Consider the following 23786-nt stretch of genomic DNA (forward strand, 5'->3'; position numbering starts at 1 on the left):
AAGATTGAATGATCGAAAAAAGATCAGAGCGTTATCGGAATCCAGGGTCCGCCGGACGCGCTCCGGGGGCCTGCTACGGGCCGCCCGCCAGCCTGCTACGGGCCGCCCGTCGGCCCCCTACGGGAGCGCGCCGGCCCCGCAGGAAGCCCGTACGTGGAGCCGGGGCAGCAGCGCCAGATGCCTGCCCGGCTCCAGCCCGCGCGGCTCCGTGCCCAGCCGCTCGACCAGCAGCCGGGTCCCGTGCCGCCCCACCTGGCGTTTGGGCGGAGCCACCGCGGTGAGCGGGGTGTCCGCCAGCGCGGCCACCTCGTCGTCGTAGGCCACCAGGGCCAGGTCCTCGGGCACCCGGACACCCAGCTCGGCCAGGCGCTGCACCAGGTGGATCGCGTCCACGTCGTTGTGCACCAGGGCCGCCGTCACCCCGCCCGACACGACGGCCTCCTGCACGGCCCGTACGGCCTCCTCGAAGCGCCCCCGGTCCAGCTCTGCGGGCACCGAGCCGATCACCGGGCGCGGCTGCTCCAGACCCAGCGCACCCAGCGCCTCGTCGTACCCGGCCCGTACGGCCAGCGCCGTCGGACTGTCGGCGCGCGCCACCAGCAGCGGCGCTCCGTGGCCGAGGCCGACCAGGTGGCGCACGGCCAGCAGCACCCCGTGCCGGTGGTCGGAGCAGACCCGGTCCAGATCGTCCAGGGCGCTGCCAGGCGCGGGCTCCCGCTCCAGCAGCACGGCGGGCACGGGCAGTTCGGCCATCCAGTCCCCGTACGCCGCCTGATCGCCCGCGCCCTGCCAGCCGGGCGCGATCAGCAGCCCCTCGGCGCCCGACGCGAGCAGCCCCTCCGTGCGGGCCCTGTCCTGCTCGGGGCGGTAGTCGGAGATCCGCAGGATCAGCCGGGCGCCCGCTTCGGCCGCCGCCTCGTGCGCGCCTCTGATCACTTCGGCGAAGTAGTACGTCGCCGAAGGGGCCAGCAGGCCGAGGACCGGCCCGCCGCTGCCCGCGGACGAGCCCGTCCCGCCCGCGGCTGCCGCCGACTGCGGCCAGGAGACCGACCCGTGGACCCGGTCGAGCAGCCCGCGCTCGGCCAGCGCCTCGACGTCCCGCCGCACCGTGACGGGGGAGACCCCGAGGCGGCCGGCGAGATCGGAGACCCGGGCCGAGCCCTGTTCCCGTACCAGTTCGAGCAGTCGGTCATGACGTTCGGCAGCGCTCTCGCGCACGGCGGCACTCCCCCTCGCGGTGTGGTGGCTCGCTCTCAAGGCGAGACCCTAATGCAATTTGATCGAACGATGGGAGTTTCGATCATTCGTCACTCTTCCATTGACGTTCGATCATTCCCGGGTTCAAGATTCCGGCGACGCCGCAGTCCGCCGCCTTCAGGGAGCATCATGCCCACGCCGACCCCGCACCCAGCGAGCCCGTACACCGGCTGGACCCGCGCGCACTGGGAGAAGGCGGCCGATGAACTCCTGCTGGCGGTACGGCCGTGGGCATCGCCCCGTCACGGCCTGATCAACCTTCCCGGCCTCCGCCCCAGTTGGTCGGGGACGCGTTCCGACGGCCTCGAAGGGTACGCCCGTACCTGGCTCCTCGCCGCGTTCCGGGTCGCCGGGGCGGAGGGCCGGGATCCGCACGGCTTCCTCCCCCGGTACGCCGAGGGCCTGGCGGCGGGCACCGCGCCCGGTCCGGCGGGTGCGGCGGGTACCGCATCGGGTCTGCTGGGGCCGGACTCCTGGCCGCAGATGGCCGGAACCCGGCAGGCCGTCGTCGAGTCCGCGTCCGTCGCGCTGGGCCTGCGCGTCACCCGCCCCTGGCTCTGGGACACCCTCGACGACCGCACCCGGCAGCAGGCCGTCGACTGGCTGCTGCCCGCTCTCGACCCGTCACCGGTGAACAACAACTGGTGGCTCTTCGGCCTCACCGTTGCCGGATTCCTCCAGGACGCGGGTATCGAGACCGACCGGGCCCGCCGGACGATCGACCGCTCGCTGGAGCGCATCGAGGAATGGTGGCTCGGCGACGGCTGGTACAGCGACGGCCCCAACCGCTCCTTCGACCACTACAACGCCTGGGCGATGCACTTCTACCCGGTCCTGCACGCCCATCTCGCGGGCGACCAGGAACTCCTCGCCCGGTACGGGCCCCGGCTGCACGCCCATCTCGACGCGTACACGCGGATGTTCGGCGCGGACGGCGCACCCATGCCGTACGGCCGCTCGCTCACCTACCGGTTCGCCGCCGCGGCAGCCCCCTGGCTCGGCGCGCTGACCGGCCACACCCCGCTCAGCCCTGGCGCCACCCGCCGCCTCGCCTCCGGCACCCTGCGCTACTTCCTGGACCCGGCCGCACCCGATGGCCGTACGCACGAGCGCGCGACCGACGAGCACGGGCTGCTCACGCTGGGCTGGCACGGTCCGTACGCGCCGATCATCCAGACGTACTCGGGCCCCGCGTCCCCGTACTGGGCGTCCAAGGGATTCCTCGGTCTGCTGATGCCCGCCGACCACCCGGTGTGGACGGCGGACGAGGAGCCGCTGCCGTCCGAAACGGCCGACACGGTCACCACCCTGGCCACGCCCCACCTGCTGATCCAGTCCACCGCCGCCGACGGACTCGTACGCCTCCACAACCACGGCAGCAACCACGTGGGCCAGGACGAGGACCCGGGCTACGCCCGCTACGCGTACTCCACCCGCACCGGCCCCACCAGTCCCGCCACTACCACCGGCCCCGCCACTACCACCGGCCCCGCCACCACCGACTCGGGCTCCACGGACGCGGCTGCCGCCGGTTCCGGCTCCGGCACCGATTCCGGTGCCGACGCCACCGAACACGCCCCGCGCGACAACCACTTCGCGCTCCTCACCGACGCAGGACCCACCGTCCGGAGCCCGGCCACCCCCCTGACCAGCGGCTCCGGCTGGGCCGCCTCCGTCACCACCCCGCTCCCCGGCGTACGGATCGTGTCCGCCACCCTCGCCCACGGCCGCGCCGAACTCCGCGCCCACCTGGTCCTCGGAGCCGAGCCGGGAACCCCCGTACGCCAGACCGGCTGGGCCACCACACCGGCCACACCCGTACCGGCCGCACCAGCCACCCCGACACCGGCCGCACCCACAGCACCGCCCGCCTCGCCCGGCACAGCCGCCACCGGCGCACTCACCGCCCAACTCCACCCCGTCCACGGCTACACCGGGACCCCACGGCAACTCGCCGCAGGTTCCACCCTGTTCGGCCCGCGCTCGGACGTCCTCGCGCTCGACGGCCGTACCACCGCACCCGCGTCGCTCTTCGTCAGCCTCGCGTCGCTCACCGCCGAGCCGGACCCCGCCCCCGCGGACACGCTCGCGGACATCCGCGTCAACGACCCCCGCACGATCCATGTGACCTGGCAGGACGGCACCACCGCCGTACTGCACCTCCCGGAGGAATCATGAGACATCGCCGTACGTACACCGCCCTGACCGCCGCGTCCCTCACCGCGCTCGCGGTCACCGGGCTCACCGCCCAGGCCCAGGCGGCGCCCCGGCCCGGCGCCACGTTCCACGTCGACTGCTCGGCCACCGCGGGCAGCCGGAGCGACGGCTCCGTCCGGCACCCCTGGACCACGCTCGACCAGGCCAACGCGCACACCTACGGCCCCGGCGACCGTCTCCTCTTCAAGCGGGGCGCGACCTGTACGGGTTCCCTCACCCCGAAGGGAGCGGGCTCGTCCCGCGCGTCCTTCACGATCGCCGACTACGGCACCGGCCGGGACCGTGCGGTGATCGACGGAGCGGGCACCCACGATGCCGTACTCCTCTCCAACACCCAGTACGTCCACCTGTCCGGGCTGGAGATCACCAACGCCGAGAACCCGGGCAGCGAGCGCAACGCAGTGCGGCTGCGGCTGACCGACTACGGCACCGCGCACGGCTTCGAGATCGACCACCTCTACATCCACGACGTGCGTGGTGGTGACTCCAAGACCCTCACCGGTTCCAGCGCCATCCACGTCGACGTCGAGGGCACCGCCAAGGCGAGCAACTACGACGGCCTGGACATCCACCACAACCGCATCGAGGACGTCGACCGGGAAGGCATCTACTTCAAGTCGACCTTCTCCAAGCGCGATCTGGTCGGCGAGCAGCAGGACCCGAACGTGTACCCGGGCGCCTGGACCCCGTCGACCCGTGTCCGGGTCGCCGACAACACGCTGAAGTCCATCGGCGGCGACGGCATGAAGCTGGACACCACCAGCGGCGCGGTCGTGGAGCACAACCGTGTCGACGGCTTCCAGCTGCGCTCGCCCTCCGCCAACGCGGGCATCTGGACCTTCAACACCGACGACACGCTGATCCAGTACAACGAGGTCTCGGGCGGCGGGAACAGCCACGACGGCATGTCCTTCGACGCCGACGGCGCCTCCAGCCACACGGTCTTCCAGTACAACTACAGCCACGACAACAAGGGCGGCTTCCTGCTGGTCTGCCCCTACAGCGGCGCGAAGACCGTGGACACGGTCGCCCGTTACAACGTGAGCCACAACGACGGCACCCGGCTGCTGCAGAACTGCGCGGGACCGATCCTCAACACCCAGATCTACAACAACTCGTTCTCCAACAAGGAGACGATCCCCGGCTACCTGGTGCAGGACGACAACGGCAGCCCCGCCACCACGCAGCACGAGCAGTACATCCGCAACAACATCTTCGTGAGCGAGGGCACCGGCGGCTACGGCTTCAGCAACCCGACCGCAGGGCTCTCCTTCGACCACAACGCCTTCTACGGCATCGACATGACCCGCCCCAACCCGGGAGGCATCACCGCCGACCCGCTGCTGCGCGATGACTTCAAGCTGGCGAAGGGCTCGCCCGCCCTCGGCGCGGGGACGGTCGTGGCGGACAACGGAGGCAAGGACTACTTCGGCAACAAGCTGAAGCCGGGCGCCCCCAACATCGGCGCCTACGCGGGCCCCGGCACCGACCGTTAGCGGCCGGCGGGACCAACGGTCCCGCGGGACCGGGACGGTCGGTCCTACTGCGGCCCGTACTTGCGGCCTGTCTTGGAGGTGATCCCTCCGAGCAGGCCGCGCGGCGCCAGCTTCGCCGCACCCATCAGAGCCTTGTACCGCGGGTCCGGGATCGACAACGACTTGCCGCGCGCGAGATCCGTGAGCGCGGCAGCCACCAGCTTGTCCGCGTCCAACCACATCCAGCCGGGGATGTTGTCCGTACCCATCCCGGCCCGCTCATGGAACTCGGTACGGACGAACCCCGGGCACAGCGCCATCAGCCGTACCCCCGAACCGGCCAGGTCCCGCGCCGCGCCCTGGGTGAACTGCACGACCCACGCCTTCGAAGCGCCGTACGTCCCGCGCGGCAGGAACGCCGCCACCGAGGCCACATTGACGACGCCGCCGCGCCCGCGGTCCCGCATCCCCGGAACCGCGGCCGAGGTCAGCCGCAGCACCGCCTCGCAGTGCACCTTCAGCATCATCAACTCGTCCGCCACGGAGACGTCGAGGAAGCGGCCCTTGTTGCCGAACCCGGCGTTGTTGACCAGCAGATCGATGGCGTTCCGCGGGTCCGAGAGACGCTCCTCGACCGAGGAGATCCCGTCCTCGGTGGCCAGATCCGCGGTCAGCACCTCGGCCTCGATGCCGTGCAGATCGTGCAGTTCGGTCGCCTGACGCCGGAGCCGTTCGGTATCGCGCGCCACCAGGACGAGGTTGTGCCCGTCCGTGGCCAGACGCCGTGCGAAGGCGGCTCCGATTCCCGCTGTGGCGCCCGTGATCAGTGCTGTTGTCATGGGCGGAACGTTAGACGGTCCCGTAGACGGCGAGCGGCCTTCACTGCCCCGCTACCCCGTACTTGGCGGTGTATGCACGCGCCTCCCGGAGCAGCCCGGACTCCATCCACTCCGCTGCCACCAGCGTGCCCGGCAGCAGCTCGCGTTCGACGGTCGCCGCCCGGAACAGCAGCGCGACGGTGATGTCGTGGTCCGGGCGGTGCACGACCTCGATCGGGTCGCCCGCGGTGAACGCACCCGGCTCGATCACCCGCAGCAGCGCCCCGGGCGCCCCGGCCCGGGTGAACCGCTTGACCCACCCCGGCTCGCCGACGTGATTCTGGAACGTACGGCAGGGGATGCGCCCGCCGGTGACTTCGAGCACCACCTCGGGCCCCACCCGCCACCGCTCCCCGATCAGGGCGCCGGTCACATCGACCCCGCCGGTGGTGAGGTTCTCGGCGAACGCGCCGTCGGCCAGCGGGCGCCCCAACTCCCGCTCCCAGGCGTCGAGGTCCTCGCGCGCGAAGGCGTACACCGCCCGGTCGTCGCCGCCGTGGAACCGCAGGTCGCAGACCGAGTCGCCCTCGACCCCGCCGGCGCCGACCCCTGGCGGCCCCGGCGAGAACACCCGTACGGGCCCTTCGACCGGCCGCTTGTCCACCCCGGTCATCCCGCCCACGGCATCCGTGTACGCGGCGGACCGGGCCTTCCCCACATTCACCGACAGAAGCTTCATGGAGAAAGGCTAGAGGCTCACCATCAAAGCCACTACACGATTATCCGCACCCTCCCCAAGAACCCCTTATGCTCGAATCATGATCGAGGCCCGTCACCTCCGTGTCCTGCGCGCCGTCGCCACCACCGGCTCCTTCTCCGCCGCCGCGCGGGAACTGGGCTGCACCCAGCCCGCGGTCAGTCAGCAGATGAAGGCGCTGGAGGCCTCGTCGGGTACGACGCTGCTGATCCGTACGGGCCGCGAAATGCGCCTGACCCAGGCCGGTGAGGCCCTGGTGCGCCACGCGGCGGGCATCCTCGCCGGGCTGACCGCCGCGGAGGAGGAGGTCGCCGCCATCGCCGGACTGCGCGCGGGCCGCGTACGGCTGGTGTCGTTCCCCAGCGGCAGCTCGACGCTGGTGCCCACGGCCCTGGCCGCACTGCGCGCCGCACACCCGGGTACCCGGGTCTCCCTGGTCGAGGCGGAGCCACCGCGCTCGGTCGACCTGCTGCGCGACGGCGACTGCGACGTCGCACTCGCCTTCCGCTACGGGCCCGCCACGGACGAGTGGGACGACCTGGTCGTGCGCCCGCTGCTCACCGACCGCATGGTCGGACTGGTCCCGGAGGGGCACCGGCTGGCCGATGCGGACACGATCACCGTCGGCGATCTCGCCGAGGAGTCCTGGATCGCGGGCTGCCCGCGGTGCCGCCGCCAGCTGGTGGAGGTCTGCGAGGGCGCCGGCTTCACGCCCCGCATCGACTTCGCGACCGACGACTATCCGGCGGTGATCGGCCTGGTCGGCGCGGGCCTCGGGGTCGCGGTGCTGCCGGAACTGGCGATCGAGTCGGTGCGTCCGAAGGGTGCCAGGACGGTGTCGGTGGAACCGGCCGTACAGCGCGAGATCGTCGCGCTGACCCTGCCCGACCTGGCACAGGTGCCCGCGGTGGCGGCGACCCTGGACCGGCTCGCCCAGGCCGCCACCCGCTGAGCCGACGGCAGGGGTACGGGCCGAGGCCCCCTGAAGGAACGTTTCTCCTTCGGTGAGCTGCGGGTGACCGTCAAGCGGGGCCGGGGCCGTTGGGTGTGGCGGCGGTGATCAGTCGGTTGCGGGCCCGGCCCATGAGTTCCTCGCGTTCGTCCTCGGTCAGCCCACCCCACACTCCGTACGGCTCGCGCACGGCGAGCGCGTGCGCGGCGCACTCGGCACGGACCGGGCAGCGCATGCACACCTCCTTCGCCGAGGTCTCGCGGGCGCTTCGCGCCGCACCTCGTTCGCCCTCCGGGTGGAAGAAGAGCGAGCTGTCCACCCCACGGCAGGCCGCGAGGAGCTGCCAGTCCCATAGATCGGCGTTGGGTCCGGGAAGGCGGGAGAAATCTGCCATTGCTTGTCCCCTTTAAGCCGTGACCGTGCATCCACGATGTAAGTAGATGTAAATATGACTCATTACGAATCTAGTCACAGACACCACCAAAATGGAAGAAGAGCAGCTAAATGGGTCACAACTGCTCAATACGGGCAATTGGGGCGTGGGGCTCTCCTCTGCGACCGTCCCCTCACGTAGAGTGTCGAAGGCGGCGGTCCCGCCCGTAACTCTTTCGAGTGACCATCGTTGAGAGTGCGTGGGCGGTTGAGACAAGAACCACTCGGGCACATGTCCGAGAGGCATCGACCGCACAGGTGACGATTCGTACCCAGCCTGGAGGCCCAAGGTGACGCGCATCAGCTGCGGAGGGCGGTCATGACATCCGTCCTCGTCTGCGACGATTCCCCGCTTGCCCGAGAAGCGCTCCGTCGGGCGGTCGCGACCGTGCCCGGCGTCGAGCGTGTGACCACGGCGGCCAACGGCGAGGAAGTTCTTCGCCGCTGGGGTGCCGACCGTTCGGACCTGATTCTGATGGACGTACGCATGCCCGGTCTGGGCGGCGTCGAGACGGTGCGGCGGCTGCTCTCCGCGGACCCCGGTGCCCGGATCATCATGCTGACCGTTGCCGAGGACCTGGACGGTGTCGCGCTGGCGGTCGCCGCCGGTGCCCGCGGCTATCTGCACAAGGACGCCTCGCGCGCCGAACTGCGGGCGACGGTCACGCAGGCGCTCGCCGATCCGACCTGGCGGCTCGCCCCGCGGCGGCTGCGTTCGGCCGAGATGGGCGCGGCACCCACGCTCACCGCGCGGGAGATCCAGGTGCTCGAAGGGATGAGCCACGGCCGGTCGAATGCGGAGATCGGCCGCGAACTCTTCCTCTCCGAGGACACGGTGAAGACGCACGCCAGGAGGCTCTTCAAGAAGCTCGGAGCGTCGGACCGCGCCCACGCGGTGGCGCTCGGTTTCCGATGGGGCCTGGTTCGTTAGAAGATGACCGGCAGGACCCCCCGTCCGCTCGGTGGCGGACGGGGTGGCGGACGCCCCAACTCTGTTTCCCGCGTGATGCCGCATCCTTGAGTTGTGGAGTTCCTCGGGGACGAGTCGTTCGAGCGGGAGGGGAGGGCGCAGGGGATGAGTTCCGGCGCACCTGCTCATAACGCTTCAGTGCACAACTACGAGCGCGGTGAAGCGGATGGTTCGGTGCCGAGGCACCATGGACCGATGCGCGACGACGAGGCTGCGAATGCCCATGGGGCGATCGGTGCACTCGTTCACCTGGCCGTCGACGGCGACCAGCAGGCGACGCACGATCTGCTGGCCCATGTCCACCCACTGGCCCTGCGCTACTGCCGTACGCGGCTGAACCGGCTGCCCGGTGATGCCCGCCACTTCGTGGAGGACCTCGCGCAGGAGGTCTGTGTCGCCGTCCTGATGGCGCTGCCGCGCTACAAGGACACCGGCCGGCCCTTCGAGGCCTTCGTCTTTGCCATTGCCACGCACAAGGTCGCCGACCTCCAGCGGGCGGCCATGCGGCATCCGGGGTCGACGGCAGTGCCGTCCGACGAGATGCCGGAACGGCCCGACGATTCGCTCGGCCCCGAGGAGCGCGCGCTGCTCAGCAGCGATGCCGCCTGGGCCAAGAAGCTGCTCGCCAATCTCCCTGAGAACCAGCGGGAACTGCTCGTCCTGCGGGTCGCGGTCGGGCTGACCGCCGAGGAGACCGGGCAGCTGCTGGGCATGTCCCCGGGAGCGGTACGGGTCGCGCAGCACCGCGCGCTGAGCAGGCTGCGGGCGCTCGCCGAGCAGTAGGCGGGGCCGATCGGGCCCACCGGGACCGGCGGGGCTGTGCTGTCCGCCGTACGGAAACGCGCCTCTGCACGGAACGCGTCTCCGCGGCCCGCGCGGAGGGCGGCTCCCGCGCGCGGTAGGAACCTCCAAGGATTCCCGATCAGGTCGATCGTGGAATGAGACGCCTCCCGAGCCCGTTAGCATGGACATCCGCACCGATCAAGGCCATATGGGGAAGGTGTCATGACTGCAAACGTCGACGGAGTGCCCGAGAAATTCGCGACGCTCGGGCTGACATACGACGACGTGCTGCTGTTGCCGGGCGCATCGGAAGTGCTCCCGAACGCGGTCGACACCTCGTCCCGCATCTCGCGGAACGTCACCGTGAACATTCCGCTGCTGTCCGCCGCCATGGACAAGGTCACCGAGGCCCGTATGGCCATCGCGATGGCACGTCAGGGCGGCGTCGGCGTGCTGCACCGCAATCTTTCGATCGAGGACCAGGCCAACCAGGTCGATCTGGTCAAGCGCTCCGAGTCCGGCATGGTCACCGACCCGATCACGGTGCACCCCGACGCGACGCTGGGCGAGGCCGACGAGCTGTGCGCCAAGTTCCGCATCAGCGGCGTGCCGGTGACGGACCCGGCGGGCAAGCTGCTCGGCATCGTCACCAACCGTGACATGGCCTTCGAGTCGGACCGCAGCCGCCAGGTGCGCGAGGTCATGACGCCGATGCCGCTGGTCACCGGCAAGGTCGGCATCTCCGGGGCCGACGCCATGGAGCTGCTGCGCCGCCACAAGATCGAGAAGCTTCCGCTGGTCGACGAGGCGGGCATCCTCAAGGGCCTGATCACGGTCAAGGACTTCGTCAAGGCCGAGAAGTACCCCAACGCCGCCAAGGACGCCGAGGGCAGGCTGCTCGTCGGCGCCGCGGTCGGGGCGAGCCCCGAGGCGCTGGACCGGGCCCAGGCGCTGGCCGAGGCCGGAGTCGACTTCCTGATCGTCGACACCTCGCACGGCCACAACAGCAACGCCCTCAACTGGATGGCGAAGATCAAGTCGAGTGTCGGCGTGGACGTCATCGGCGGCAACGTCGCGACCCGCGACGGCGCCCAGGCGCTGCTCGACGCGGGCGTCGACGGGGTCAAGGTCGGTGTCGGCCCCGGCTCGATCTGCACCACGCGAGTGGTCGCCGGTATCGGCGTCCCGCAGGTCACGGCGATCTACGAGGCCGCGCTCGCCGCGCGAGCGGCCGGTGTCCCGGTGATCGGTGACGGCGGCCTCCAGTACTCGGGCGACATCGGCAAGGCGCTCGCCGCTGGTGCCGACAGCGTCATGCTCGGCAGCCTCCTCGCGGGCTGCGAGGAGTCGCCCGGCGAGCTGCTCTTCATCAACGGCAAGCAGTTCAAGTCGTACCGGGGCATGGGCTCGCTCGGCGCGATGCAGACGCGCGGCCAGGCCCGCTCGTACTCCAAGGACCGCTACTTCCAGGCCGACGTCTCCTCCGACGACAAGCTCGTGCCCGAGGGCATCGAGGGTCAGGTGCCCTACCGGGGTCCGCTGGCCAACGTCCTGCACCAGCTCGTCGGCGGGCTGCGCCAGACGATGGGCTATGTGGGCGCAGCCACCGTCGACCAGATGGAGAGCAAGGGCCGGTTCGTCCGGATCACCTCGGCGGGCCTCAAGGAGAGCCACCCGCACGACATCCAGATGACGGTCGAGGCACCGAACTACACCCGGCGCTGAGGCGTACGCACCACCTCGGAAGCCCGCGGGCCGGACGGCCCGCGGGCTTCCGCGCGCGCGTCGGGGATACTGGAACGGCAGACATAGAGGGAAAGGCCACACATCGTGACTGAGATCGAGATCGGGCGCGGCAAGCGCGGCCGAAGGGCGTACGCGTTCGACGACATCGCCATCGTGCCGAGCCGGCGCACCCGGGACCCGAAGGAGGTCTCGATCGCCTGGCAGATCGACGCCTACCGGTTCGAGCTGCCGTTCCTGGCCGCCCCGATGGACTCGGTCGTGTCACCGCGGACCGCGATCCGGATCGGCGAGATGGGCGGCCTCGGCGTACTGAACCTCGAAGGTCTGTGGACGCGGTACGAGGACCCGCAGCCGCTGCTGGACGAGATCGCCGAGCTGGACGAGGAGACGGCGACCCGGCGTCTGCAGGAGATCTACGCGGCGCCGATCCAGGAGGACCTGATCGGTCTGCGCATCAAGGAGGTGCGCGACTCGGGTGTGGTCACCGCGGCGGCGCTCTCCCCGCAGCGCACCGCCCAGTTCTCCAAGGCGGTCGTGGACGCGGGCGTCGACATCTTCGTCATCCGCGGTACGACGGTCTCGGCCGAGCACGTCTCCGGTGCCGCCGAGCCGCTGAACCTGAAGCAGTTCATCTACGAGCTGGACGTCCCGGTCATCGTGGGCGGCTGCGCGACGTACACCGCGGCCCTGCACCTGATGCGCACCGGCGCGGCGGGCGTGCTGGTCGGCTTCGGCGGCGGCGCCGCGCACACCACGCGCAACGTGCTGGGCATCCAGGTCCCGATGGCGACCGCGGTCGCCGATGTGGCCGCGGCCCGCCGCGACTACATGGACGAGTCCGGCGGCCGGTACGTCCACGTCATCGCGGACGGCGGCGTCGGCTGGTCGGGCGACCTGCCGAAGGCCATCGCGTGCGGTGCGGACTCGGTGATGATCGGCTCCCCGCTGGCCCGCGCGTCGGACGCGCCGGGCCGGGGCCACCACTGGGGCATGGAGGCCGTCCACGAGGACGTGCCGCGCGGCAAGCTGGTGGACCTGGGCATCGTCGGTACGACCGAGGAGATCCTGGCCGGCCCCTCGCACATCCCGGACGGTTCGATGAACTTCTTCGGTGCGCTGCGCCGCTCGATGGCGACCACGGGCTACAGCGAGCTGAAGGAATTCCAGCGCGTCGAGGTGACGGTGGCGGACGCGCAGCACAAGCGCTGAGCCCCTGAGGCGGATCTACACGACGGGGCCCCGTTGCCGGAACCGGCAGCGGGGCCCCGTCGTGCGTACGGCGGGAGCGGCGGTCAGGCGGCTGCCTTCCTGGCACCCGAGAAGGCGGCGATGACGCCGAGGGCCAGGAAGACGAACGACATGAAGTCCAGGCTCTCCTTCCAGGCGCTCGACAGCAGGCCGAAATTCTGGAAGAACAGCTCGGACACGGAGACCGGCGCCGACTTGGCGATGATGATGGCCGCGCCGAGCAGTTCGCCGAGGTAGATCGCGACGAGTGCGAGGGCCGCGCTGACGAAGGGAAGCACGGGGTTGCGCCCGCCGACCTTGCCCGCGGCGAAGCCGATCACGAAGCCCACGCCGAGCGCGGCATAGCTCACCTCGCGCTCGATGGCGCCGCCGAGGGCCCCGTAGATCCCTGCGGCGACGAGCGCGACGACCAGCGCGACCACCACACCGCCCGCCAGGTTGTCGCGCACCGGTGCCGGAGGCGGTGCCATCGGGTAGCCGAAGGCCGACGGCTGTCCGGGCTGGGGCTGTCCGGGCTGCTGGGGTGCGTCGTTCGGGTCCGACGGGTACGGCGGTGGCACGGGCTGGCTCATGGTGGGTCCCCCCTGGGACAGAAGCGCACGACTGTGCGAGAAGCGAACGTCGCACGCTAGCAGTCCCCACCGACAATCACCCACGGCATTCCCTCACGGCATTCACCCAGGACCTTCACAGCCGGTGGGCGGCTCCCGCCGGGGTGGCTCCCCTGGTGTCCAGCAGGAGCTGGGCCTTCACGGAGAGGCCCTGGAGGTCGTAGGTGCGGTGCTGCTGGAGCAGAACGGTCAGATCGGCGCCCGCCGCCGCCTCGTACAGCGAGTCGGCACGGGGCACCGGCACGTCGCGGATGCGCCAGTCGGGGACGTACGGGTCGTGGTAGCTCACCGAGGCGCCGAGGTCCATCAGACGCCGGGCGATCTCTCCCGCGGGGGAGTTCTCCTGGTCGGCGAGATCGGGCTTGTACGTCACGCCGAGCAGCAGCACGCGGGCGCCGCGCGCCGACTTGCCGTGCTCGTTGAGGAGGGTGGCGCAGCGCTGGATGACGTACTGCGGCATCCGGTCGTTGACCTGCTGCGCGAGTTCGACCATGCGCAGCGGCCGGACCGTGTGCGGGGGACCGGCGGTGTCCACCGGGACGCCGTGGCCGCCGACGCCGGGGCCCGGACGGAAGGCCTGGAAGCCGAAGGGTTTGGTCTCGGCGCAGCGGATGACGTCCCAGAGGTCCACGCCCAGCTCGTGGCAGAGCACGGCCATCTCGTTGACCAGGGCGATGTTGACGTGCCGGTAGTTCGTTTCGAGGAGTTTGGTCATCTCGGCCTCGCGGGGACCCCGGGCCCTGACGACCTTGTCGCTCAGTCGGCCGTAGAACGCCGCCGCGGATTCCGTGCAGGCGGGGGTCAGGCCGCCGATGACCTTGGGTGTCGCGGCGTAGGGGTGGTTGCGGTTGCCGGGGTCGAGGCGGCTGGGGGAGTAGGCGAGGTGGAAGTCCCGGCCGGCCCGCAGCCCTGAGCCCTCCTCCAGGAGGGGGCGCAGGATCTCCTCGGTGGTGCCCGGGTAGACGGCCGATTCGACGATGACCGTGGTGTGCGGGCGCAGCCGTGCGGCGAGCGCACGGGTCGCGTCGGCGACCGGGGTCAGATCGAGCGCCCGGTCCTCGCCGAGCGGGGTGGGCGCGCAGATGACGGCGGTACGCACCCGGCCCAGTTCGGCCGGATCGGTGACGGGCCGGAAGCCCCCCGAGAGCATCCGGCGGATGTCGGCCGCGCTGAGGGAGCCGTCGACGGGGGTGTGACCGGCGGCGAGTTGGAGGAGTCGGCGTGGGTCGGTGTCGTATCCGATCGTTTCGAGGCCGGTGGCGACTGCGGCCTGGGCGAGCGGCAGGCCGAGGTGACCGAGTCCGATGACGGCGAGATCTGCGGGCATGGGGTGATCCGCTTCCCAATAGCCGGAGGGGGACGAGAGCGCAAGTCCTGTGGACCATGCAATGTCAGGTTAGGAGTAAATATGACCGATTTGCGGTATTGGGCGGGTCCGGGTGTCCGTGTGTTGTCCACAGGCGGTGGCTGAAGTCGGCGAGGGCGGACAGAATCGGTGGTGTGCCGGACACCGTTCTGGCGGCCTGATCAACGGGAGGCAGCAGTGAGGACAGCGACACTGGGGCCCGAGGAGCGCACGGCAGCGCTCGCCGGGATGGCCGAGCGTGAACTGGATGTACTGGTCGTAGGGGCCGGTGTGGTCGGTGCGGGGACGGCGCTGGACGCCGCGACGCGCGGGCTCGCGACCGGTCTCGTCGAGGCGAGGGACTGGGCTTCGGGCACATCGAGCCGGTCGAGCAAGCTCATCCACGGCGGCTTGCGCTATCTGGAGATGCTCGACTTCACGCTCGTACGGGAGGCCCTGAAGGAGCGCGGGCTGCTCCTGGAGCGCCTGGCGCCCCATCTGGTGAAGCCGGTGCCGTTTCTCTATCCCTTGCAGCACAAGGGCTGGGAACGCTGGTACGCGGGCTCGGGCGTCGCGTTGTACGACGCGATGTCGGTCTCGTCGGGACACGGCCGCGGACTGCCGCTGCACCGGCACCTGACGCGCAAGCACGCGCTGCGGGTGGCGCCGGCGCTGAAGAAGGACGCGCTGGTCGGGGCGTTGCAGTACTACGACGCGCAGATGGACGACGCGCGCTATGTGACGACGCTGGTGCGGACGGCCGCGAGCTACGGCGCACTGGCCGCGAACCGCGCCCGGGTCATCGGCTTCCTGCGGGAGGGCGAGCGGGTCGTCGGCGCGCGGGTGGAGGACGTCGAGACCGGTACCGAGTACGAGATCCGTGCCAAGCAGGTCGTCAACGCCACCGGGGTGTGGACGGACGACACCCAGGCGCTGATCGGCGAGCGCGGACAGTTCCATGTGCGGGCCTCGAAAGGCATCCATCTGGTCGTACCGAAGGACCGGATTCATTCCTCCACCGGGCTCATCCTGCGGACCGAGAAGTCGGTGCTGTTCGTGATCCCGTGGGGACGCCACTGGATCGTCGGGACCACGGACACCGACTGGGACCTGGACAAGGCGCACCCGGCCGCGTCCAGCGCCGACATCGACTACCTCCTCGAACACGTCAACTCGGTGCTTGCGACGCCCCTGACCAGGGACGACGTCCAGGGCGTGTACGCGGGCCTGCGGCCGTTGCTGGCCGGGGAGTCCGATGCGACCAGCAAGCTCTCGCGGGAGCACACGGTGGCGCATCCGGTGCCGGGCCTGGTGGTCGTCGCCGGCGGCAAGTACACGACGTACCGAGTGATGGCGAAGGACGCGGTGGACGAGGCGGTGCACGGGCTGGACCAGCGGGTCGCCGAGTGCGTCACGGAGAACGTGCCGCTGATCGGAGCAGAGGGCTACAACGCCCTGTGGAACGCGCGGGCGCGGATCGCCGCGCGCACCGGTCTGCACGTGGCCCGGGTCGAGCACCTGTTGAACCGCTTCGGCTCGATGACCCAGGAGCTGCTCGACCTGATCGTGGCGGACCCCTCGCTGGGCGAGCCGCTGGGCAGCGCGGACGACTATCTGCGGGCCGAGGTCGTCTATGCCGCTTCGCACGAAGGGGCCAGGCATCTGGACGACGTGCTGACCCGGCGTACACGCATCTCGATCGAGACCTTCGACCGGGGGACGCGCAGCGCGCGGGAGGCCGCCGAGTTGATGGCGAAGGTGCTCGGCTGGGACAAGGGCCGGACGGAGAAGGAGATCGCGCACTACGAGAAGCGGGTGGAGGCGGAGCGGGAGTCGCAGCGGCAGCCGGACGACCTGACGGCGGACGCGGCGCGGCTCGGGGCGCCGGACATATTGCCGCTGGGGTGACCGGGTGAGGACGGGCTGTCCGGGCCGGAGGCGGTCCGGACAGCCCGCGGGGGAAGCCCCGGGGCGGACCGGGTCCGCTCAGGGGCGGAACACCTCGCCCAGGACCTGTGGTTCGAGGTCCGGGCTGACGGGTCGTCGTCCGTGTCGGTCCGCATCGTCACGGCGTGACTGCCGGGGGGATCCGTCTTCGGGGACCAGCCGTCCAGCGCCGTGCGCACGGGCTTGACCTCCGGTTCCCGGGGCAGGGACCCGTTGGCGGCGCCGAGCGGCGTCAGCAGCGGAGGGGCGGCCGGGACACGTCCCAGGGCAGGTCCTAGAACCTGTCCGACCAGCAGACGGTGTATCGGCATGGCGGGAAGACCTTCCTCCATGGCCCATGATGGTCGCCCGCGGACCCGGCACCATCACCGGTCCCGGAGTGAGAGACAATGGACGCTCTGCCAGGGCGGGTTGAACGCAGAGGGGACGCATGTCGGAGGCGGAGCAGGCGAAGGACACCAAGGGGCGCCTCCTGGCTGGGCGGTACCGGCTTGGAGAGGTGCTCGGCAAGGGCGGCATGGGCACGGTCTGGCGGGCCGTGGACGAGACGCTCGGCCGCACCGTCGCCGTGAAGGAGCTGCGCTTTCCCTCGGCCATCGACGAGGAAGAGAAGCGCAGGCTCGTCACGCGCACACTGCGCGAGGCGAAGGCGATCGCGCGGATCCGTAACAACGGCGCGGTGACCGTCTTCGACGTCGTGGACGAGGACGACCGGCCGTGGATCGTGATGGAGCTCGTCGAGGGCTGCTCGCTGGCCGAGTTGGTACGGGAGAAGGGTGCCCTCACACCCGTGCGCGCGGCCGAGGTGGGTCTCGCGATCCTCGACGTGCTGCGGCTGGCCCACCGTGAGGGCATCCTGCACCGCGACGTGAAACCGTCCAACGTGCTGATCGCCGAGGACGGCCGCGTCGTACTGACCGACTTCGGGATCGCCCAGGTCGAGGGCGACCCGTCCGTCACCTCGACGGGGATGCTGGTCGGCGCCCCCTCGTACATCTCGCCCGAGCGTGCCCGCGGTCACAAGCCGGGCCCTCCGGCCGACCTGTGGTCGCTGGGCGGGCTGTTGTACGCGAGCGTCGAGGGCGTGCCGCCGTACGACAAGGGCTCGGCCATCGCGACCCTCACCGCCGTGATGACCGAACCGGTCGATCCGCCGAAGAACGCGGGACCGCTGACAGAGGTCATCTACGGGCTGCTCGCGAAGGATCCGGCCCAGCGGCTCGACGACGCGGGGGCGCGGCGGCTGCTCAACGATGTGATCCACGCTCCGGTGGCGCCCGCCGCGGACGAGCCGGTCGCGCTGGACGCCACGCGGGTGGTTCCGCTGCCGCCCGTGCCCGACGAACCTGCGGCTGCGGACCGGTCGGGACGGGCCGGGGCCACGAACCCGTCGAAGCCCGCCAGGCAGCCCAGGGCTCCGAAGCCCGCGAAGCCTCCGCGGTCTCCGAACACCCCCGGCGCCAGGGACACGGCCGCGGCTGCCGCCGACCGGATGCGTGGCGCGCTGAAGTCCGTACGGAACGCCAGGTCCGAGCCCGCTCCGGCCGCGCCCGCGGCGGTACCCGCCGGTCAGGCCGCCCGGGTGCGGGCCTCGCTCACCGATGTCGTACCGCGCCGCACGCTGGTGATAATCGCGGCCGTCGTCGTGCTCCTGGTGCTCGGTACGGTCCTGGCCTTCGCCCTCAACGGGGGCGGCGACAAGGACAACCAGGGCAAGCCCAAGGGTGACAAGGGCACTTCGAGCTCCGCGACGGCCGGGGACGACAGCAAGGACAAGGGAAAGACGGGCGGGCAGGGCAAGAACGGCGGCCAGAACGACGGCAGTACCGCGCCGACGCCCGGCGACAAGGCGACCGAAGCCTCCAAGCCGTCCGCTGACGCCCTGCCCAGCGGGTACAAGAAGGTCTCGGACGGCCGGTTCCACTTCAGCATGGCGATACCCGCGGGGTTCCACCGCACGGGTATCGCCGGGCAGAACTCGGGCGGGATCTACAACGCGTCCGAGGGCGGCTTCCCGCGCGTCCAGATCGACTTCAACAGCTCGCCCGGGAACGACGCCGCCGGTGCCTGGCGGTCCGCGGAGGGCGGTGCTTCCAGGAGCATGGGCGCCTACAAGGGCCTCGGCATCCACGAGGTCGACTACAACGGCTATCCGACCGTCGCCGACTGGTCGTTCGAGCGGGACCAACACGGTGAGCGCGTCCGGGTGCTCAACCGCGGATTCAAGGTGGACGCCCACCGCGGGTATTCCATCATGGTCAGCTGCAAGGCGAGCGAATGGGACGGCGACGCGTGCACCACGCTGCGTAACACGGCGTTCAAGACATTCGCCCCCAAGAAGTGACCCAGGACACGTAAGGTGAGAAGTCGCGGACCGTACGCAGCCGCAATAGGCCCGTAATCGACCGTAATTGACGGTTTGACGTGACCTGAGACCAGTGATGTGACCAGGGAACAGCGCGCTTCGGGGAGGCGTCGTGGACGAGTACGCGGGAAGGGTCCTTGCCGACCGCTACCGTCTTCCGCTGCCGCCTTCCGATGAGTACGAACTGGCGGAGACCCGCGCGTTCGACACCTACAGCGGGCAGGAAGTCCTCGTCCGGCAGGTGCCGTTGCCGGAGGTCGTGGACGCGGAGATGGTCGAAGAGGGCGGCGCCGGGGCGCGGGCCGCCGGCGGGCCCGGGGTGCCGTCGCAGCGGCGGATGTCCGGGCGTACCACCCGGCGGCCCGCCGAACCGGCCGTACTGCGCGCCATCGAGGCGGCCCAGTCCGCCGCGCAGATCCCCGACCACCCCCGTCTCGACCAGGTCTTCGACGTCTTCGCCGAGGGCGGCTCGCTCTGGGTGGTGAGCGAACTGGTCGACGCCAGGCCGCTGGCCGCGATGCTGGCCGAGCGCCCGCTGAATCCGTACCGGGCCGCCGAGATCGCCTCGGACGTGCTCACCGCGCTGCGCGTGCTGCACGCGCACGGCTGGACCCACCGGAACATCACCGCCCGCACCGTGCTGGTCTGTGAGGACGGCCGGGTGGTCCTGACCGGTCTGGCGGCGGGCGCGGCGGAAGAGGCGCTGTGCGGCTACGACCCGGTGCCGGGGACGGATTTACCGGATCTGCCGCAGGCGCTCGCGGCCGGGACGGTCGGAGCGGACGGGCCACTGCCGGTGGAGCAGGTGTTTCCGGTGGAGCGGGCGCTTCCGGTGGAGCGGGCGCTTCCGGCCGGGCCGGAGTTGCCCGCCGGGTACACCCAGGATCCGGGCCGCGAGCAGGCGCGCGAGCACCCGGCGCGCGGCCGGATGTACGACCAGATGCAGGACCCCGAGCGGGACCCGGCGCGGAATCCGGTGCGGAATCCGGTGCCCGGTCAGCAGGCCGCCTCCCGCCAGGAGACCGGGCTGCCCGCCGTCCCGGGCGGTGCCTCCAGTGACATCCGCGCGGCCCGTGCCGGTGCCATAGCGGCCTACCGAGCGGGGGCCCGCGCCGCCGCACGGGTCAGTGAGGACGAACGAGGGGACGAGCGGGGGAGCGAGCGGCAGGGCAGCACCGGGGGCCTCCCGGTCCAGCGGCCCGCGACCGGGGCCGATCCGCGGGAGGCGGGGCGGCAGGAGCCGATGGGCCTCTGGCACGGCGCGGGGCCGCGGTCCGGCGCCGGGGACGGCATGCGCGCCGACGACCTGCGTGACGCCCACGCCCGGGATGCCCACGAGCAGGACGTCCATGCCCGGGACACCCTCTCCCGGGACACCCGGTCCAGAGAGATCCAGGCCAGGGAGATCCAGGCCAGAGAGATCCAGCCCGGAGACACCCATGGACCCCTGACCGCCACGGACCGGCAGGGCTCCGCAGGTCAGCACAGTCCTGCCGATCGCCACGCCCCCGCCGATCAGTACGACTCCGCCGATCAGTACGACCCCACCGCCCAGTACGACCCCACCGCCCCCCGGCACCGCGGTCCCACCACGCCCCTCGCCGCCGAGCGGGCCCGGCAGGCACGTATCACCGTCGTGGGCGCCGTCACCGAACGGTGGGCCCCCGAGCAGGCGGGCCCCGTCCACGGGCACTGGCAGCTCGCCGCCCCCGTCGGGCCCGCGACCGATCTGTGGGCGCTCGGCGCGTTGCTCTTCCGGGCCGTCCAGGGGCACGCCCCGTACCCCGAGGAGAGCGCGGCCGAACTGGTCCAGCTGGTTTGCGCCGAGCCGCCCGCCTTCGCCGAGGAGTGCGGCCCGCTGCGGCCCGTCGTGGAGTCGCTGCTGCGTCAGGACCCCACCGAACGCCCGGACATAGAGGAACTGCGCGGCTGGCTGCGTTCGCTCGTACGGTCGGCGCCGGAGCCGGACGCCGGTCAGCAGATCGTGCCCGTACCTGCCGACGACGCCACGAAGCTGCCGATCGTCCGGCGCCGGGGCGAGCTGGTCCGCAGACGCCGCAACGCCCGCGGGGACGGTACGCACGGCCGTCACCGCCAGCAGAGGAGGAACGGCAGGCGCGGCGACCCGGTGAAGGGCCGGTCCGCGCGGGCGGCGCAGCCCGCGCAGTCGATGCACTCGGTGGAGTCGGGGCCAGGGGCGGGAGCGGCCGGGCAACAGCCCCGGGCGGAAGGCAGACCGCGCTCTCTCGGTCGGACGCTGCTCGTCGTCGTCCTGGTGGTCCTCGTCGCTGCCCTGGTGTACGCGCTGAAGTTCATGCCGAAGGCCGGTGAAGCCGACCAGGCCGTCTCCGGCGCACCCGCCTCCGTCCCGACCGGCGCCGCGTCCGGGCAGCCGGACTCCCCGTCAGCACAGCAGTCGGGGACGACCGGTTCCCCGCAGGGCACCGAGCCCGACAGCGGTGGACCGGCCACCGGTTACGCCCTCCGCAAGGACCCCGAGGGTTTCCAGGTGGCCGTGCACAAGGACTGGGAGCGACGCCCCGTCAACGATGCCGGACAGATCCGCTTTCTCGGCGGCGACTTCGAACTCGTCGTCGTCCCGGGCCGGGACAGCGTCAAGGACGAGGGCGCCGACCCGATGGCGTACCAGCGCAACAAGGAGCGGGAACTCCAGCCGTTCCGCGACTCCACCTGGTCGTCCGCGTCCGGGCTGCGCCGGATCGACGTCGGCAAGCAGGCCATGGCCGAGGGGCAGTTCACCTGGCAGGACAGCAGCGGCCGTGAGGTGTACGTGCGCAATGTGGCGATGATTATCGACGGCCGCTACCACATCGTGCAGGTCATCGGCCCCGAGGCGCAGCGCGACAAGGTCACGGAGATCTACCAACAGGCCATGTCCTCCTACCGAACCGTGAAGTGAGCGGACGTCGAACCGTGAAGTGAGCGGACGCCGAACGGCGAGTTGAGCGGAAGCCGAACCGTGAAGTGAACGGAGTGCCGAACCGTGAAGCGAGCGGAGTACGCCATTCCCGTCACAGTGCGGTATCACGGTCCGCCCCGAGGTTCCACGACCGAATGCCCGTCCGTAACCTGGCAGTCGAGGGAACGGACAGGGGCACGTGGAACACACTCACAGCGCGGACTTGCTGCTCGCCGACCGCTATCGGTTGGGCGAGCTCATCGGTCGTGGCGGCATGGGCAAGGTCTGGCGCGCACACGACGAGGTGTTGCACCGGACCGTCGCCGTCAAGGAATTGACGGCTGGTCTGTACGTGTCCGAGGCGGACCGGGAGGTCCTGCACGCCAGGACGCAGAAGGAGGCGCGGGCCGCGGCCCGCATAAACCACCCCGGGGTCGTCACCGTCCATGACGTGATCGAGTTCGACAACCGGCCGTGGATCGTCATGGAGTACGTCGACGGACCTTCGCTCGCCGACGCGGCCAAGGAGTCCGGACCGCTGGACCCCCGTGAAGCCGCCCGCATCGGACTCCACGTGCTGGGCGCCCTGCGCGCCGCACACGTGGCGGGTGTGCTCCACCGGGACGTGAAGCCCGGCAACGTGCTGCTCGCCAAGGACGGCCGCGTCCTCATCACCGACTTCGGTATCGCCGCGATCGAGGGCGACGCGGAGATCACCCGGACCGGCGAGATCGTCGGCTCCATCGACTATCTGGCACCCGAGCGGGTCTACGGCGAGGCTCCCGGCCCCGCGTCCGACCTCTGGTCGCTGGGCGCCACCCTCTACACGGCCGTCGAGGAACGCTCGCCCTTCCGCCGTACGTCACCGATCTCCACCCTCCAGGCCGTGGTGAACGACGAGCCGCCGCCGCTCACCCGCGCCGGGCCGCTCACGCCCGTCATCACGGCGCTCCTGCGCAAGGACCCCGCAGATCGGCCCGATCCGGTCGAGGCCGAGCGGATGCTGCTGGACGCGATGGAGGGGCGCCGCCCCAAGCAGGCCGAGGCGTACGTCCCGACGCAGACGGTGAGGGAGGGGCTGCTCCAGGACGCGACGCCGACGAGCAAGCTGCCCACGCCCGAGCCGGAGACCCCGGCCGAGCCCGCCCCCACGGCGCCGCCAGCGGCTCCGGTGCCCGCCGGCCGCAAGCGCGGCCGTCTGCGTACCGCCGCACTGGTGGTGGCACTTGCCGTGGTCGTCGGTGGCGGGGCCGGTTTCGCCGTCATGAAGTACGGGAACGGGAACGGCGGTTCCGACAAGGAGGCGGCGCACGACCCCGGGCCGACGACGACCGGCAGTGGACGGACGAGCACGCCGGAGAAGAAGAAGCCGTACAGCGACATTCCCGCCGGCTGGCACCGGGTGACCGAGCCCGAGGGGTACAGCATGGCTGTCCCCGACGGCTGGAAGCGCCAGATGGACGGCTCGGGCGAGATCGACTACACGCCTGACGACGGCAACCACTTCATCCGGATAAGCATCGACACGACGCCCGACTACGCGACCCCGTACCTGCACCAGCTGGCGCTCGAACCGCAGCTGAGCCGGCTGCCCGACTACAGGCGGCTGACGCTGCACGTGAACAACTTCCGCGACCAGGACGCCGCGCTGTGGGAGTTCACCTGGAGAGAGACCAAGGGTCACCCGGGCAGGCGCCGCGCCATAGACCAGATGTACAACGTGGACCACGGGCGGGCCGAGTACGCGATCTACATGGGCGGTCCGTCCTCGGACTGGAACCGCGAGCGGTTCGACACCGTCCTGCGTTACTGGCAGCCGCCGAGCTGAACCGCCGAGCTGAACCGCCGAGCTGTACCGCCGAGCTGAACCGCCGAGCTGAACCGCCGAGCTGAACCGCTGAGCTGAGCCACCGAGCTGAGCCACCGAGCTGAACCGTCGCGCT

17 protein-coding genes are annotated in these 23786 nt (G+C 71.0%); 11 read left to right on the plus strand and 6 right to left on the minus strand.

Annotation, left to right across the window (positions count from 1 at the left end; all coding sequences use genetic code 11):
- Window positions 1-117: 117 nt before the first annotated feature.
- The gene (locus NBY69_RS08040) at window positions 118-1218 is read right to left on the minus strand and encodes a substrate-binding domain-containing protein (protein WP_250299383.1); all 1101 of its coding nucleotides are present in this window, start codon (window positions 1216-1218) and stop codon (window positions 118-120) included.
- A 168-nt stretch (window positions 1219-1386) separates the two neighbouring features.
- On the opposite strand from NBY69_RS08040, the gene NBY69_RS08045 reads away from it, so the two are divergent.
- On the plus strand, window positions 1387-3435 hold the full coding sequence (locus NBY69_RS08045; protein ID WP_250299385.1) for a DUF2264 domain-containing protein: 2049 nt from the start codon (window positions 1387-1389) through the stop codon (window positions 3433-3435).
- Entirely contained in the window at window positions 3432-4970 is a 1539-nt protein-coding gene (locus tag NBY69_RS08050) for a right-handed parallel beta-helix repeat-containing protein (RefSeq protein ID WP_250299387.1), read from the plus strand. Before NBY69_RS08045 ends, NBY69_RS08050 begins: the two co-directional genes overlap by 4 nt.
- A gap of 44 nt (window positions 4971-5014) precedes the next feature.
- Here the strand turns inward: NBY69_RS08050 and NBY69_RS08055 are convergent, their stop codons facing one another.
- Both NBY69_RS08055 and NBY69_RS08060 read right to left on the minus strand, forming a co-directional pair.
- A complete protein-coding gene (locus NBY69_RS08055) occupies window positions 5015-5788 on the minus strand; it encodes an SDR family oxidoreductase (protein WP_250299390.1) in 774 nt (257 codons plus the stop codon).
- A gap of 40 nt (window positions 5789-5828) precedes the next feature.
- A complete protein-coding gene (locus NBY69_RS08060) occupies window positions 5829-6506 on the minus strand; it encodes an MOSC domain-containing protein (protein WP_250299393.1) in 678 nt (225 codons plus the stop codon).
- A 79-nt stretch (window positions 6507-6585) separates the two neighbouring features.
- Here NBY69_RS08060 and NBY69_RS08065 point away from each other — a divergent pair, with 79 nt between their 5' ends.
- On the plus strand, window positions 6586-7476 hold the full coding sequence (locus NBY69_RS08065) for a LysR family transcriptional regulator (protein WP_250299395.1): 891 nt from the start codon (window positions 6586-6588) through the stop codon (window positions 7474-7476).
- Between the two features lie 70 nt (window positions 7477-7546).
- Here NBY69_RS08065 and NBY69_RS08070 read toward each other — a convergent pair whose 3' ends face one another.
- Entirely contained in the window at window positions 7547-7870 is a 324-nt protein-coding gene (locus tag NBY69_RS08070; RefSeq protein WP_250299396.1) for a WhiB family transcriptional regulator, read from the minus strand.
- Between the two features lie 357 nt (window positions 7871-8227).
- Here NBY69_RS08070 and NBY69_RS08075 point away from each other — a divergent pair, with 357 nt between their 5' ends.
- The 4 genes from NBY69_RS08075 to NBY69_RS08090 all read left to right on the plus strand — a co-directional run bounded on the left by NBY69_RS08075 (window position 8228) and on the right by NBY69_RS08090 (window position 12616).
- Complete coding sequence (locus NBY69_RS08075) at window positions 8228-8839, plus strand: response regulator transcription factor (protein ID WP_003948568.1); 612 nt, start codon at window positions 8228-8230, stop codon at window positions 8837-8839.
- A gap of 234 nt (window positions 8840-9073) precedes the next feature.
- A complete protein-coding gene (locus tag NBY69_RS08080; protein ID WP_250299398.1) occupies window positions 9074-9661 on the plus strand; it encodes a sigma-70 family RNA polymerase sigma factor in 588 nt (195 codons plus the stop codon).
- Between the two features lie 222 nt (window positions 9662-9883).
- Window positions 9884-11386 (plus strand): IMP dehydrogenase, encoded by a 1503-nt coding sequence (guaB, locus tag NBY69_RS08085; RefSeq protein WP_250299400.1) that lies wholly within the window; start codon window positions 9884-9886, stop codon window positions 11384-11386.
- Window positions 11387-11491: 105 nt separating this feature from the next.
- Entirely contained in the window at window positions 11492-12616 is a 1125-nt protein-coding gene (locus NBY69_RS08090) for a GuaB3 family IMP dehydrogenase-related protein (protein ID WP_250299402.1), read from the plus strand.
- An 83-nt stretch (window positions 12617-12699) separates the two neighbouring features.
- On the opposite strand, the gene NBY69_RS08095 is transcribed toward NBY69_RS08090, so the two are convergent.
- On the minus strand, window positions 12700-13227 hold the full coding sequence (locus NBY69_RS08095) for a hypothetical protein (RefSeq protein WP_250299404.1): 528 nt from the start codon (window positions 13225-13227) through the stop codon (window positions 12700-12702).
- 115 nt (window positions 13228-13342) lie between these two features.
- Entirely contained in the window at window positions 13343-14593 is a 1251-nt protein-coding gene (locus NBY69_RS08100; RefSeq protein WP_250299407.1) for a nucleotide sugar dehydrogenase, read from the minus strand.
- A 216-nt stretch (window positions 14594-14809) separates the two neighbouring features.
- Here NBY69_RS08100 and NBY69_RS08105 point away from each other — a divergent pair, with 216 nt between their 5' ends.
- The 4 genes from NBY69_RS08105 to NBY69_RS08120 all read left to right on the plus strand — a co-directional run bounded on the left by NBY69_RS08105 (window position 14810) and on the right by NBY69_RS08120 (window position 23671).
- Complete coding sequence (locus tag NBY69_RS08105) at window positions 14810-16519, plus strand: glycerol-3-phosphate dehydrogenase/oxidase (RefSeq protein WP_250299409.1); 1710 nt, start codon at window positions 14810-14812, stop codon at window positions 16517-16519.
- 469 nt (window positions 16520-16988) lie between these two features.
- Window positions 16989-18902 carry a serine/threonine-protein kinase gene (locus NBY69_RS08110; protein WP_250299410.1) on the plus strand — a complete coding sequence of 638 codons (1914 nt, stop codon included), beginning with the start codon at window positions 16989-16991 and terminating at the stop codon, window positions 18900-18902.
- Window positions 18903-19035: 133 nt separating this feature from the next.
- A complete protein-coding gene (locus NBY69_RS08115) occupies window positions 19036-21843 on the plus strand; it encodes a protein kinase (protein WP_250299412.1) in 2808 nt (935 codons plus the stop codon).
- A gap of 274 nt (window positions 21844-22117) precedes the next feature.
- Window positions 22118-23671 (plus strand): serine/threonine-protein kinase, encoded by a 1554-nt coding sequence (locus tag NBY69_RS08120; protein ID WP_250299573.1) that lies wholly within the window; start codon window positions 22118-22120, stop codon window positions 23669-23671.
- The last annotated feature ends 115 nt before the right edge of the window (window positions 23672-23786 follow it).

The sequence above is a fragment of the Streptomyces sp. A 4/2 genome, from assembly GCF_940670765.1.
GTDB lineage: Bacteria > Actinomycetota > Actinomycetes > Streptomycetales > Streptomycetaceae > Streptomyces.